We start from the raw sequence: 11,961 nt of genomic DNA, 5'->3' as shown, positions 1-11,961 counted from the left end.
CCAGGCGGTGAAGGCGTAGTGTCCGGCTCGGGGCCGGACCTGTAGCATGGACCCGCTCTCACATCTCGAATCGCTCGAGCAACGCGCCGAGCTCGGCGGCGGCGAAGACCGGCTGCGCCGTCAGCACGAGGCCGGCAAGCTCACCGCGCGCGAGCGGATCGATCTGCTCTTCGATCCCGGCACCTTCGACGAGGTGGACAAGCTCGTCACACATCGGTGCCGCGACTTCGGCATGGACGAGCAGATCGTGCCAGGGGACGGCGTGGTGGCCGGGGTGGGGCGCGTCGAAGGACGGCCGGTGTATGCCTTCGCGCAGGACTTCACTGTGTTCGGCGGCTCCCTCTCGGAGACCAACGCCGCGAAGATCGTCAAGATCATGGACCTCGCGGTGAAGATGGGCGCGCCCGTCGTCGGCCTCAACGACTCGGGCGGGGCGCGCATCCAGGAGGGCGTGCTCTCCCTTGCCGGCTACGCCGACATCTTCCTCCGCAACACCCTCGCGTCGGGCGTGATTCCGCAGATCTCCGCCATCATGGGCCCGTGCGCGGGCGGCGCCGTGTACTCGCCGGCCATCACGGACTTCATCTACATGGTGCAGGGGACGAGCTACATGTTCGTCACCGGCCCCAACGTGGTAAAGACGGTCACGCACGAGGACGTGACGATGGAAGAGCTGGGCGGCGCGGCCACGCACGCGGCCAAGAGCGGCGTGGCGCACTTTGCCCTGCGCAGCGAGGTGGAGTGCCTGCACCGGATCCGCCACCTGTTCGAGTTCATCCCGCAGAACAACCAGGAAGACGCGCCCCGCAAGCCCACGGACGACCCGTTCGACCGGGCGGACGAGGAGCTGCTGGACATCGTCCCCGACAATCCCAACAAGCCGTACGACATGCACGACGTCATCCGCCGCGTGGTGGACGACGGCGAGTTCTACGAGGTGCATGCCGACTACGCGGGCAACATCCTCTGCGGCTTCGCGCACGTGGGGGGCCACTCGGTGGGCATCGTGGCCAACCAGCCGGCGGTGCTGGCGGGTGTGCTGGACATCGACGCATCCGTAAAGGCGGCCCGCTTTGTCCGGTTCTGCGACAGCTTCAACGTGCCCCTCCTCACCTTCGAGGACGTGCCGGGCTTTTTGCCGGGCGTGACGCAGGAGCACGGCGGCATCATCCGCCACGGGGCCAAGCTGCTGTACGCGTTCTGCGAGGCCACGGTGCCCAAGGTGACCATCATCACCCGCAAGGCGTACGGCGGCGCGTACGACGTGATGAGCAGCAAGCACATCCGCGGCGACATCAACTACGCCTGGCCCACGGCCGAGATCGCCGTGATGGGGGCCAAGGGCGCCGTGGAGATCCTGTACCGCCGCGAGATCGGCGGCGCGGAGGACCCGGCGGCCGAGGCGGCCACGCGGCAAAAGGACTACGAGGAGCGCTTCGCCAACCCGTTCGCGGCAGCCGCGCGCGGCTACGTGGACGACGTGATCGACCCGCGCGAGACCCGCGCCCGGGTGATCAGCGCGCTGGACATGCTGCAGAACAAGCGCGACAGCAACCCGCCCCGCAAGCACGGCAACATCCCGTTGTAGGGGGATTACGTGGGCATCTAGCAGGTGAAGCGGATACTCATCCAGGGGGCTGGCCACCATTGAGACGGTGACCAGCCCTTTGCGTTTTGCCCCTCCGCCGCATCCTGTTGAACCCTGTCCGCGCGATGACGCGAAATGAAAACATCCACCTAGTTCGCGATGGTTGATCCGGGACGAAAAAGTGGATTGCGCCCGATTTCGAACGGAAACACCGAGAAATCCTCTCGTGATTCCTCGGTGTTTTCACGTCCGGAGCCGATACGTCCGCGCGGTGGCGGAATCCAAACCATTCCACTGTGGACAGGAATGGGTTAGCTTTGGAGCACACTTTCAGACGGGAGACGGAGCCATGACGGAGTACATCGTACGGGACAGCGACACGGGGCGGGCAATGGTGTCTTCGGCCAGCACCCCGGTCGACGAGATCCTCCAGGCGCTGCAGGACGGAGGGCAGTTCGACGGCGCGCTGCGACGCCACCCCGAGCTCTCGCCCCAAGGCGTGGCGGCCGCCCTGCGCTTCGCGCGTCTCGCCGTGGAGCGCGCCGGCCGGCCCGCGCGACAGCCGGGATCGGACGGATTTGTCGGCGTGCTCGAGGTGGCGCTCAACCCGCTCAACAGCGGGGGCTACGGGGCGGACAGCGTTACGCTCGACATGGGTGAATACGAGGACCTGATCAGCCGACTCGACTTTCTTGAAGGGAAGCTCGGCCGGGAGCCCGGCCGTCCCGGGAATCAGGAACGATCGGAAAGCCCTGGGCGCTCGGCGCGGGCAGCGTCCGGGTCCGGAACGCTCGGAGAAGTCCTCGCGTCGGTGGCGGAAAAGCGTGATCAGCTTCGCGACGACCTCGACCTGATCGAAAGCCTTCACGCGGGACTGGAGGACGTCGCGGCAGGGCGGGTCGTCTCGCACGAGGACGCGATGGCGTTCCTGCGGTCGAAGATTTCGGGATGAGGATGGGCTGGCTACGGCGGGCGCTGGACGAAGCGCCGGCCGCGGCCGCCCACATCGCGGCTCGCGGAGCGTGGTGCCCGTTTCCCGCGGAGTGGGCGCATGGTTCCGAGCTGTGTCACGGCTGGATCAGAAACGCCCGGGATGCCGCCTGAGGCCGGTGGGAGCAGAGACGAAACGCACCGGTCGCACACTCGACCGTGCGCCGACTCCGGGTGGATGGATGGATCGCCGTTCCGACTACCTGTCCACGCTCTGCACGGGAACCGTGGTGTTGCGGTTGGACTGGCGAGTGCTCCAGTGCTCGGCCGCGAACCAGGCGATGAAGACGAGGATGGCCGCGATGAACAGGTAGGCCCACACGCGGCTTCCGCGCACGGCGGGGTCGCCCGGCGGCGGCATGTCGGATTCGCGCATCGGTCGGCTCCCGCGGCGGGTGATGGTGGTGAACGGCGGCGAGCGCGGAGCAAGCGCCGTGCTCGCATCCGGCGCAGGGCCTGCGGGCGCTCAGCCTTTGCCGCGGCTGCCCATCCAGCGGTGCAGCGCGTTTTCCAGGGGCTCGCCCACGATGAGCACCACGAGGGCGAGCAGCACGGCCACGATGGCCATCTGCCAGAGCCCCACGCCGCAGGCAATGCCCAGGCACGCCACCACCCACAGGCTGGCGGCCGTCGTGAGCCCGGAAATGTGCTGGCCGGAGTCGGCCTTGAGGATGGTACCGCCGCCCAGGAAGCCGATCCCCGCCACGATCCCCTGGATCACGCGGGACACGGAGTTGCTGTCGAACTCCCCGTCGTGGCCGGCCAGCTCGATGCCCGTGAGCGTCACCAGGGCCGTGCCCAGGGCCACGAGCGCGTGCGTGCGCAGCCCCGCGGGCTTGCCGCGGATCTCGCGGTTGAGCCCCAGCGCCGCGCCGATGAGCGTGGCGGAGACCAGGCGGACCAGGACGTCCGTGAACGACAGCGTCGTGGTGAACCAGTTCATGGGCCGGCCCGTCAGCGCGCGCGGACGGAGGCCAGCACCCGCTGCACCAGCCCGTCCACGGCCGGGTTGGCGATCCACCGGGCCACGACCACCAGGTCGTTCTCCGGGTCCACGTAGACCACGTTGGTGCCGTTGCCCACGTGGGCGAACGCGGTGGCCGGCGCGCTGGGGAGGTACTTGCGGTCCGTGTTCACGAACCAGTTCATGAACCCGTACGTGGGCTCCACGGGCGTGGGCGTGAGGGCCATCCGCACCCAGCTCTCGGACAGGATCTGCCGGTCGCGCCACCGGCCCCGGCGCAGGGTCAGGTAGCCGAACCGCGCCAGGTCGCGCGCGCTGATGAACATGCCGCCGCCCCAGTGTCCTCCGCCGCTCACGGACTGCACGGCGCGCCCGTCCATCAGCACCCACGAGTTCTCGTAGCCCACCCACCGCCACGTGGGCGACGCGCCGATGGGGTCCATCACCTCCTCGCGCAGCACCTCGGGCAGGGGGCGCCGCCACACGTTGAGCGCGGCGAGGGCCAGCAGGTTCACGCGGACGTCGTTGTACTCGTACGCGGCGCCGGGCTCGCCCCGCTCGCGGGTGAGCCACTCGCGCGGGTTCTGCGCGGGGCGGTCGGCCCAGTCGGGCTTGCCCCAGAGGGTGCCCTCCCAGTCGCTCACCTGGCGCAGCAGGTGGTTCCAGGTGATGCGCCGCTCGCGGTCCGTGTCGAACAGGCGCAGGGGGCGATTCTCCCCCAGGCTGCCCGCGTGCCGGCTGCCGCCTTCCGGGGGCAGGACGAAGATGGGGCCCACGTACGGATCGACCGCGTCGTCCACGGAGCGGATCATCCCGCGGTCCACGGCCAGGCCCACGACGGTGGACAGGAAGCTCTTGGTGACGCTGAACGTCATGTCGACGCGGTTCACGTCGCCCCATTCGGCCACGACGTAGCCGTTGCGGATGACGATGCCCGCCGGGTCGCCCCGCTCGGCGAAGGGGCCCACCGCCTCGCCGAACGGCTCGCGGCCGAACGTCTGGTAGTGGGCCATCTCCAGGTCGCGGGGCGCGCTGCTCTCGTTCGCCCTCGCGAAGGCGACGGCGCTGTCCAGCAGGGCGGCATCCATCCCCACCTGCGCCGGGGTGCGCCGCTCCCACTGGCCCCCCGGGCCGGGATAGTAGACGGCGCCGCGCTGCGCCTGCGCGGACGTGGCGGCGAAGGCGAGCGCGGCGAGGAGCGGGAGCGATCGGCGGCGACGGAGCACGGCGGAACGTCGGGTTCGGGCGGACGGGATCGGTTGTGACAGAACCGATAACGGATCGTTGCACGCGGAGCAACCAGCAATCGCTCTGCCACGGTACGCGGCCCACGCCTCGCCAACGGGGCGGGGGGGTTGTAGTTTGGGCGCCTTCCGCCGGGACGGGCCGGCGGCGCGTGAGCGGGAACTCGACTTCATCTCTGCCCGAGGCAGCGTGTTCAACAAGATCCTGGTCGCCAACCGGGGCGAGATCGCCCTTCGCGTCATCCGCGCGGCGCACGAGCTGGGCATCAAGGCCGTCGCCGTCTACTCCGAGGCCGACCGCCTGGCTCCCCACGTCCTCGCGGCCGACGAGGCCTACCTCATCGGCCCCGCGCCGTCCGCACAGAGCTACCTGCGCGCGGACGTGCTCATCGAGGTCGCGAAGCAGTGCGGGGCCGAGGCCATCCACCCCGGCTACGGCTTTCTCTCGGAGCGCGCGCCGTTCATCCAGGCCGTGCGCGACGCGGGGCTCGTCTTCATTGGCCCCTCTCCCGAGGCCGTGACGGCCATGGGCGACAAGACGGCCGCCCGCAGCCGGATGATCGACGCCGGCGTGCCCGTCGTGCCGGGGACGAAGGAGGCGCTGGCCGACGCGGCCGAGGCGCGGCGCGTGGCGGGCGAGATCGGCTACCCCGTGCTGCTCAAGGCGGCGGCGGGCGGCGGCGGCAAGGGCATGCGCGTGGTCCGGGGCGAGGACGAGATCGAGCGCGCCTTTGACGCGGCCGGCAACGAGGCGCAGGCGGCGTTCGGCGACCGGGCCGTCTACATCGAGAAGTACCTGGAGGGTCCGCGCCACATCGAGATCCAGCTGCTGGCGGACCGCCACGGCAACACGCTGCACCTGGGCGAGCGCGAGTGCAGCATCCAGCGCCGACACCAGAAGCTCATCGAGGAGGCGCCGTCGGCCGTGCTCACGCCGGAGGAGCGCCAGGCCATGGGGCAGATGGCGGTCGCCGCCGCGCGGGCCGTGAACTACGAGGGCGCGGGCACGGTGGAGTGCCTGTACCAGAACGGCGCGTTCTACTTCCTGGAGATGAACACGCGCATCCAGGTGGAGCACCCCGTGACGGAGCTGGTGACGGGCATTGACCTGGTGCAGTGGCAGATCCGCGTGGCGGCCGGCGAGGCGCTGCCGTTCACGCAGGAGCAGATCGGCTGGGAGGGGCACGCCATCGAGTGCCGCATCACGTCGGAAGACCCGTACAACTCGTTCCTGCCGTCCACGGGCCGCATCCGCAACCTGGTCGTGCCCACGGGGCCGGGGGTGCGCTGGGACGGCGGCATCGTGCCGGGCGTGGAAGTGGGGCTCTTCTACGATCCCATGCTCGCCAAGCTGATCGTGCACGCGCCCACGCGCATCGAGGCCATCGACCGGATGAAGCGCGCCCTGCTGGAGCTGCGCGTGGAAGGCGTGGACACGGCCGTTCCGTTCCACCTGCGGGTGATGGACGAGCCGGACTTCCGGGCCGGCACCATCGACATCAAGTACCTGGACACGCACGACCTGCTTTCCGCCGAGGCGGACGACGCGTCCGTGCGGGTGGCCGCCCTGGCCGCGGCGCTGCTGGAGGAGGAGCGCCGCACCCAGCGCGGCGTGTCGCGCGTGCAGGCGTCGTCGTCGCCCGCGGGCGGGTTCGGCGGCAGCGCGTGGAAGCGCGCGGGCATGGGCTGGAGAGGGCGTTGAGCGAGCGTCGTCCGCGGGGACCGCGGCGGGGCGGGGGAGCGCGCGGTGGATCGTCGGGGCCCGGCGGGCCGCGCCGGCCGCCGCCGACCGTCACGCTGCGGATCGATTCCATCGCGGCCGGCGGGGAGGGCGTGGGGCGGCTGCCGGACGGCCGCGTGTGCTTTGTCCATCGCACGGCGCCGGGGGACCTGGCGGAGGTGGCGCTCACGGAGCGGCGGGACCGGTGGACGCGCGGCCGCCTTCTGCGCGTGATCGAACCGTCGGCGGAGCGGCGGGACGCACCATGCCCGTTCTACGCGCGCTGCGGCGGGTGCACGCTGGAGCACATGCCGTACGACGCGCAGCTGCGGGCCAAGGGGCGCATCGTGGCGGACGCGCTGACGCGCATCGGCGGGCTGGCGGTGGACGCGCCGGAGGTGGTGCCGTCCCCGTCGGAGTTCCGCTACCGCAACCGCGTGTCGTTCGCCTTGCGGCGGATGGAGCACGGGCGCGTCGTGGCGGGGTTCCACGCGCTGGGCGAGCCGGACGAGATCGTGGACCTGGACGGCGCCTGCCTGCTGTTCGAGGCGGCCATCGGCCGCGTGTGGGACGGCATCCGTGCGAACTGGGGGCCGGACGCGCGGCGCCTGCCGTCCGGCGCGCAGCTGCGGCTTACGCTGCGGGCCAGCGCGTCGGGCGACGTGTCGCTGCTGGTGGAGGGCGGATTCAACCCCGGCCGGCCGCAGGAGCTGATCGACGCCGTGCCGGGCCTCGTCTCCGTGTGGCACCGGCCGGGCGAGGCGACGGCGGAGCTGGTGGCGGGCGCGCCCGGGCTGCCGGAGACGTGGGGCGACGAGACGGTGGAGCTCAGCGGCGCGGCGTTCCTGCAGGTGAACCGCGCGGCGGCGGCGCTGCTGGAGGCGCACGTGATGTCGCTCGCGGGCGACGTGGCGGGGCTGCGGATCGTGGACGCGTACTGCGGCATCGGCCTGCATGCGCGGCGCTTTGCCCGCGCCGGCGCGAGCGTGACGGGGATCGAGCTGGATCCGAACGCCGTGGCGGAAGCGCGCCGCGCCGCGCCGGACGGCGCCGTGTTCGTGGAGGGCCCGGTCGAGGCGCTGATCGCGGATCACCTGCCCGCGGACCTCGTGGTGCTCAACCCGCCGCGCGCGGGGATCGCGGGAGAGGCGGCGGACGCGCTGGTGGCGGCGCCCGCGGCGCGCATCCTCTACGTATCCTGCAATCCCGCGACGCTCGCCCGCGACCTCAAGCGGATGGCGCCCGCGTACCGCCTGGAATCCATCCGCTCGTTCGACCTGTTTCCGCAGACGGCGCACGTGGAATCCGTCGCGCTGCTGGTGGCGGAAGGGTAGCGGACACCTGGGATTCCGTGGACGACAACGGCCGCCGGACCACGAGGTCCGGCGGCCGTTTGAACGTGCACCCGCCTATTTCAGCAGAAGCGGTACGAGTTGCAGTCGTACCCGTTCGTCCACATGGTGCTTCCCTGCGTGTCGCACGTGCAGGCGGTCGCCTCGGAGTCGGCGTAGGTATCCATGGGGCCCTGCTGCACCTGGTGCGCCTGGATGGTGCCGCGCGCGTTCGCGGGGCGAGCGGTTCCGAACGACTCGACGGTGAGCGCTTCCAGGTTCAGCTTCAGCTTCCGCATCGTGGTGCCTTTTGCAAAAGGGGAGAGCATCGCCGCGGGCGGGGGAATCCCGCGTCGCGGCCCGGCGCTTCTCCGCGCGCACGCGGAGAAGCCAGCGGAGCCGCCGTCCCGGGCCCGCACGGCCCGGCGGTCGATATCCGAAAAATTAGAACGGCTTAGGGTACGCAGTATGTCCCGCCGGGTGGAGCCTGTCAACCGGACCGTCCGGGACAAATTCAGGAAATTCGTGCTCCCGGACCCGGGTTCTCACCGGCGTCGCGGGACTTGCGCGCGGAAGCGAGTGCGTGTCGTGTGGCGGTATCCGATGCGGCAGACGCATCCGTCTCCCCCCGGTGTGCGCGTCGAATTCGGCGTCGCAGCTCCGCGTGGCGATGGTGCCGCCCGGGTGCCGGCTACAGACAGGCCGCCGGACATCGATCGTCCGGCGGCCCAATCTGGTTGGTGGCCGTGGAATGTCCGATCCGGGATCAGCCCGGGCAGCCGGCGCCCGTGCAGCCGGCCTTGTCGGACGCGCCGCAGATGCAGGTGATGGTGAAGCAGTCGAACCACCAGCGCGTGCCCTGGTCGGTGTTGGCCGCGTCGTCCTGCTGCTGGTCGTGCGCGCGCACGGTTCCGCGCGGGGCGGACGCGGGCGCCTGGGTGTCGAACGACTGCACCTGGAGGGACTCGACCTGCAGCGTGAGCTTCTTCATGGGATGGGTCCGGGAGAGTGGGAGTGGCGCAAAAGGCCCGTGCGCCGGCGGGTCCATCAGGGGGAACGGTCCCAAGCTCCCCGCATCTGCCCATCCCTGTCAAGCGAACGCCACGGAGCGGCCAAACCCGATGGTCCAGGAAGGCCGCCGGACGTCGTCGTCCGGCGGCCCGCGCTCATCCCGGCCGGCGCGTCCGGTCACGCACAGTTGATGGCGCTGTCGCAAAAGCAGGTCTGCTCGTGCGACATGCACCCGGACGCGCTCAGGCAGTACTGCCCGCTCATGCACGCGGCGTCGCACTGGTAGCGGTCGGCGGAGGACAGGTGCGCCTGCACCGTTCCGCGGCCCTGCTGGATCCGCGCGGGCTCGAACGATTCCACCGTGAGGGCATCCAGCCGCAGGGAAAGCTTCTTCATGGGAGTCGCTGCCTGTTGGAGATGGATGGCCCGCCGGACGCCTTTGTCGGGCGGGCCGCGTCCGTTCATCCGCCGATCCGCGGATGACGGGGCTTTACCACTCGATCACGGTCCAGCAGTTGTTGCTGTAGGGCTGGGTCTGGTCGGGGAGGGTGTCGCCATCCGCGTCCGAGGTGTACGGGCAGCCGATCGTACAGCCGTCCGTGGGGCGGGGCGAGCAGCCGCAGGTGTCCGCGAGCCGCGTGGCGTCGTGGCCCTGCACGGTGCCGCGGCCGTCCGTCGCGGCGTCCGTCTGGAACGACTCCACGGCGAGCGAATCGAGGTCGAGCGCCAGTTTCTTCATGCGTCTGCTCCTGCCAAGGGTGGATGGGGGGGACCCGGCACGTCCCACGCGTGCCGCACTGCGGCGCCCGTCGGCGTGGACGGGCGCAAACGGAACCGGCGCCCCCGTCCGCGAGGGGACGAGGAGGCGCCGGGAAAAACGTCAGGCGGTGACCGTTGTGTCCGACGGGTCCGGGCAGGCACCGCCCGGGCAGGAGTCCAGGCACGAGCCGCACGCCGGGAGGTAGCACGACGTGCCCTGGCAGCTGCCCACGCAGGTCGCGTCGTCGCAGGTGAGCGGACACGTCGCGTAGACCGTCTTGATGCACGGGTTGGTCAGGTGCGCGTGGACAGTTCCCCGCGCGTCCGGCGTGCCGGCGGTCTCGAATGATTCGATCCGCAGGTCCTCCAGCCGCAGCTTGTGCATGGTCGCTTCTCCAGGATGATTATGGATTGTGGCGGATAACGAATCGTATGATGCGTCCGCTTTCGTCGCGTGTCAACGGCGTGGCGCGGCCAATCCGTGGAGCGCGGCGACGCGATCGGGGGAAAGATCATCCGTTCCGGTCCGGCATCCCCTCCATCCGCCGTGAAATCACCCGGCCGGTCTTGCGGTCGGGGGATGCCCGGCGCACCTTGCTGCGCTCCTGAACAGACCCCAATCGGACCTGATCGCATGCGCTACTTCGTCACCATCGCCGGGCGCGACGTGGAGGTGGACCTGACCGGCGCCACGCCCGTGGTGGACGGCACGCCCATGGATGCGCAGCTCGTGGCGCTCCCCGGCACGGACACGCGGCACCTGCTGGTGAACGGCCGCTCGTACGCCATCACGGCCACGCCCGGCGACCGCCGCGGCCGCTGGCAGCTGGGCGTGGGCGCCGAGCGCTTCACGGCCGACGCCGTGGACGAGCGCACGCGCGCCATCCGCGAGATGACGGGCGGCGGCGCGGACCTGGCGGACATGACCGTCGTGGCCCCCATGCCCGGCCTGGTGGTGAAGGTGGAGGTCGAGGTGGGGCAGGCGGTCAAGGCGGGCCAGGGCGTCGTCGTCGTGGAAGCGATGAAGATGGAGAACGAGCTCAAGGCGCCCTCCGACGGCGTCGTGGCCAGCATCGCCGTGAAGCCCGGCCAGACGGTGGACAAGGGCGCCGTCCTGCTGGTGCTGGAGTAGAAGTGCCAAGTTCTGAGTACCAGGTGCCAAGTGGTAGAGCGATGAAGGTTCGTGCACTGGTCGGAGGGTTGATCGCGGCGGCGTTCGCGGCGATGCCCGTCCGCGCGCAGGCGGTGGACCTGGGCACGCCCGAGGCGGCGCTGCGGACGTACTGGCGCACGCAGGACGCGCTGGATTCCATCGCGGCGTTCATCGTGACGGGGCCGGCGGAGCGCGACCCGTTCTCGGCCGTGCGGCGCGACTACGAGCGCACGCTGGGCGGCCGCGCGGCGGAGGTGCTGGCGTCGCCGTTCATCCGGCAGACGTACACGCGCGAGGTGGAGGCCGTGGACATGGCCGGCCCGGCGCGCGCGCTCATCATGGTCATCATCCACAACACCACGCCGCTGCCGCAGGGCACCCCGCTCACGCACGAGCAGGAAGAGCTGCGCAACGAGGGCCAGCAGTTTCGCTACGTGCTGGACCTGGACGGCGCCACCTGGCGCATCACGCAGATCCAGCAGTGGGACGACCTGGGCTCCGGCTGGCAGGACCTGTTCGTGGACGGGATGACGCTGCCCGTCTTCGCGCGGTGGTAGGGGAGTAACGGCAGTACCAAGTGCCTAGTGCCAAGTGCCAAGTAGAAAAAGCACTTGGTACTTGGCACTTGATCCTTGTCACTTGGCACTTCTTCTCTCCAATCCCATGTACCGACGCATCGACGACTTCCTCAACGACTGGCGTGAGGAAACCCAGACCACGCTCAAGGTGCTGCGCGCGCTGACGGACGCGTCGCTGGAGCAGCGCGTTACGCCCGAGGGGCGCTCGGCCGGGCGGCTGGCCGCACACATCACGGAGACGGTCCCGGAGATGATGGGTGCCGCCGGGCTCACGGGCCTGCAGGGCGAGACGCACATCGACCCCACGCCGTCCAACGCCGCGCAGATCGCGGAGATGTACGAGACGGCCGCCCGCTCCCTGGCCGAGACGCTGCCCGGGCAGTGGACGGACGCGGACCTGGAGGGCGAGGTGGAGATGTACGGCGATCGCTGGTCGCGCGGCCTCACGCTCGGCATCCTCGTCCGGCACCAGGCCCACCACCGCGGCCAGCTCACCGTGCTGATGCGCCAGGCCGGCCTGTCCGTCCCCGGCTGCTACGGCCCCGCCGCGGAGGAATGGGCGATGATGGGCATGCCGGCGATGGCGTAACGGCAGTGCGAAAGTGCGGGAGTGCGAAAGTGCG

15 protein-coding genes are annotated in these 11,961 nt (G+C 70.5%); 7 read left to right on the top strand and 8 right to left on the bottom strand.

The window, feature by feature from the left end:
- Window positions 1–46: 46 nt before the first annotated feature.
- Together VFZ20_RS15675 and VFZ20_RS15670 are read left to right on the top strand one after the other, a co-directional pair.
- Entirely contained in the window at window positions 47–1,588 is a 1,542-nt protein-coding gene (locus VFZ20_RS15675; RefSeq protein WP_329684850.1) for an acyl-CoA carboxylase subunit beta, read from the top strand.
- Between the two features lie 349 nt (window positions 1,589–1,937).
- The gene (locus VFZ20_RS15670) at window positions 1,938–2,540 is read left to right on the top strand and encodes a hypothetical protein (RefSeq protein ID WP_329684849.1); all 603 of its coding nucleotides are present in this window, start codon (window positions 1,938–1,940) and stop codon (window positions 2,538–2,540) included.
- 237 nt (window positions 2,541–2,777) lie between these two features.
- Here VFZ20_RS15670 and VFZ20_RS15665 read toward each other — a convergent pair whose 3' ends face one another.
- From VFZ20_RS15665 to VFZ20_RS15655, 3 genes are all read right to left on the bottom strand, one after another.
- A complete protein-coding gene (locus VFZ20_RS15665) occupies window positions 2,778–2,954 on the bottom strand; it encodes a hypothetical protein (protein ID WP_329684848.1) in 177 nt (58 codons plus the stop codon).
- Window positions 2,955–3,044: 90 nt separating this feature from the next.
- Window positions 3,045–3,521 (bottom strand): MgtC/SapB family protein, encoded by a 477-nt coding sequence (locus VFZ20_RS15660; RefSeq protein ID WP_329684847.1) that lies wholly within the window; start codon window positions 3,519–3,521, stop codon window positions 3,045–3,047.
- Window positions 3,522–3,532: 11 nt separating this feature from the next.
- Complete coding sequence (locus VFZ20_RS15655; RefSeq protein WP_329684846.1) at window positions 3,533–4,768, bottom strand: serine hydrolase; 1,236 nt, start codon at window positions 4,766–4,768, stop codon at window positions 3,533–3,535.
- A gap of 208 nt (window positions 4,769–4,976) precedes the next feature.
- On the opposite strand from VFZ20_RS15655, the gene accC reads away from it, so the two are divergent.
- Both accC and VFZ20_RS15645 read left to right on the top strand, forming a co-directional pair.
- Window positions 4,977–6,488 carry an acetyl-CoA carboxylase biotin carboxylase subunit gene (gene accC / locus VFZ20_RS15650; protein WP_329684845.1) on the top strand — a complete coding sequence of 504 codons (1,512 nt, stop codon included), beginning with the start codon at window positions 4,977–4,979 and terminating at the stop codon, window positions 6,486–6,488.
- A complete protein-coding gene (locus tag VFZ20_RS15645; RefSeq protein WP_329684844.1) occupies window positions 6,485–7,840 on the top strand; it encodes a class I SAM-dependent RNA methyltransferase in 1,356 nt (451 codons plus the stop codon). The genes accC and VFZ20_RS15645 overlap by 4 nt, the downstream gene beginning before the upstream one ends.
- A gap of 80 nt (window positions 7,841–7,920) precedes the next feature.
- Here the strand turns inward: VFZ20_RS15645 and VFZ20_RS15640 are convergent, their stop codons facing one another.
- The 5 genes from VFZ20_RS15640 to VFZ20_RS15620 all read right to left on the bottom strand — a co-directional run bounded on the left by VFZ20_RS15640 (window position 7,921) and on the right by VFZ20_RS15620 (window position 9,992).
- A complete protein-coding gene (locus VFZ20_RS15640; RefSeq protein ID WP_329684843.1) occupies window positions 7,921–8,136 on the bottom strand; it encodes a hypothetical protein in 216 nt (71 codons plus the stop codon).
- 467 nt (window positions 8,137–8,603) lie between these two features.
- Entirely contained in the window at window positions 8,604–8,828 is a 225-nt protein-coding gene (locus tag VFZ20_RS15635; protein ID WP_329684842.1) for a hypothetical protein, read from the bottom strand.
- A 197-nt stretch (window positions 8,829–9,025) separates the two neighbouring features.
- A complete protein-coding gene (locus tag VFZ20_RS15630; protein ID WP_329684841.1) occupies window positions 9,026–9,244 on the bottom strand; it encodes a hypothetical protein in 219 nt (72 codons plus the stop codon).
- Between the two features lie 94 nt (window positions 9,245–9,338).
- On the bottom strand, window positions 9,339–9,587 hold the full coding sequence (locus VFZ20_RS15625) for a hypothetical protein (RefSeq protein WP_329684840.1): 249 nt from the start codon (window positions 9,585–9,587) through the stop codon (window positions 9,339–9,341).
- Window positions 9,588–9,728: 141 nt separating this feature from the next.
- Window positions 9,729–9,992 (bottom strand): pinensin family lanthipeptide, encoded by a 264-nt coding sequence (locus VFZ20_RS15620; RefSeq protein ID WP_329684839.1) that lies wholly within the window; start codon window positions 9,990–9,992, stop codon window positions 9,729–9,731.
- Window positions 9,993–10,241: 249 nt separating this feature from the next.
- Between VFZ20_RS15620 and VFZ20_RS15615 the strand changes: the two genes are divergently transcribed.
- The 3 genes from VFZ20_RS15615 to VFZ20_RS15605 all read left to right on the top strand — a co-directional run bounded on the left by VFZ20_RS15615 (window position 10,242) and on the right by VFZ20_RS15605 (window position 11,927).
- Entirely contained in the window at window positions 10,242–10,739 is a 498-nt protein-coding gene (locus tag VFZ20_RS15615) for an acetyl-CoA carboxylase biotin carboxyl carrier protein subunit (protein WP_329684838.1), read from the top strand.
- 41 nt (window positions 10,740–10,780) lie between these two features.
- Window positions 10,781–11,317 (top strand): hypothetical protein, encoded by a 537-nt coding sequence (locus tag VFZ20_RS15610; protein WP_329684837.1) that lies wholly within the window; start codon window positions 10,781–10,783, stop codon window positions 11,315–11,317.
- A gap of 106 nt (window positions 11,318–11,423) precedes the next feature.
- Window positions 11,424–11,927 carry a DinB family protein gene (locus VFZ20_RS15605; RefSeq protein WP_329684836.1) on the top strand — a complete coding sequence of 168 codons (504 nt, stop codon included), beginning with the start codon at window positions 11,424–11,426 and terminating at the stop codon, window positions 11,925–11,927.
- Window positions 11,928–11,961 lie beyond the last annotated feature (34 nt).

This window comes from Longimicrobium sp., from assembly GCF_036280135.1.
In the GTDB taxonomy this organism is placed as follows: domain Bacteria; phylum Gemmatimonadota; class Gemmatimonadetes; order Longimicrobiales; family Longimicrobiaceae; genus Longimicrobium.
Note: the sequence above shows the minus strand (reverse complement) of the source record. Positions and strands in the feature narration are given on the sequence as shown.

What these genes read in the sequence shown, in the direction of transcription:
- VFZ20_RS15675 (WP_329684850.1), top strand. Translation starts at nt 47, where the DNA reads ATGGACCCGCTCTCACATCTCGAATCGCTCGAGCAACGCGCCGAGCTC.
- VFZ20_RS15670 (WP_329684849.1), top strand. Translation starts at nt 1,938, where the DNA reads ATGACGGAGTACATCGTACGGGACAGCGACACGGGGCGGGCAATGGTG.
- VFZ20_RS15665 (WP_329684848.1), bottom strand. Translation starts at nt 2,954, where the DNA reads ATGCGCGAATCCGACATGCCGCCGCCGGGCGACCCCGCCGTGCGCGGA.
- VFZ20_RS15660 (WP_329684847.1), bottom strand. Translation starts at nt 3,521, where the DNA reads ATGAACTGGTTCACCACGACGCTGTCGTTCACGGACGTCCTGGTCCGC.
- VFZ20_RS15640 (WP_329684843.1), bottom strand. Translation starts at nt 8,136, where the DNA reads ATGCGGAAGCTGAAGCTGAACCTGGAAGCGCTCACCGTCGAGTCGTTC.
- VFZ20_RS15635 (WP_329684842.1), bottom strand. Translation starts at nt 8,828, where the DNA reads ATGAAGAAGCTCACGCTGCAGGTCGAGTCCCTCCAGGTGCAGTCGTTC.
- VFZ20_RS15630 (WP_329684841.1), bottom strand. Translation starts at nt 9,244, where the DNA reads ATGAAGAAGCTTTCCCTGCGGCTGGATGCCCTCACGGTGGAATCGTTC.
- VFZ20_RS15625 (WP_329684840.1), bottom strand. Translation starts at nt 9,587, where the DNA reads ATGAAGAAACTGGCGCTCGACCTCGATTCGCTCGCCGTGGAGTCGTTC.
- VFZ20_RS15620 (WP_329684839.1), bottom strand. Translation starts at nt 9,992, where the DNA reads ATGCACAAGCTGCGGCTGGAGGACCTGCGGATCGAATCATTCGAGACC.
- VFZ20_RS15615 (WP_329684838.1), top strand. Translation starts at nt 10,242, where the DNA reads ATGCGCTACTTCGTCACCATCGCCGGGCGCGACGTGGAGGTGGACCTG.
- VFZ20_RS15610 (WP_329684837.1), top strand. Translation starts at nt 10,781, where the DNA reads ATGAAGGTTCGTGCACTGGTCGGAGGGTTGATCGCGGCGGCGTTCGCG.
- VFZ20_RS15605 (WP_329684836.1), top strand. Translation starts at nt 11,424, where the DNA reads ATGTACCGACGCATCGACGACTTCCTCAACGACTGGCGTGAGGAAACC.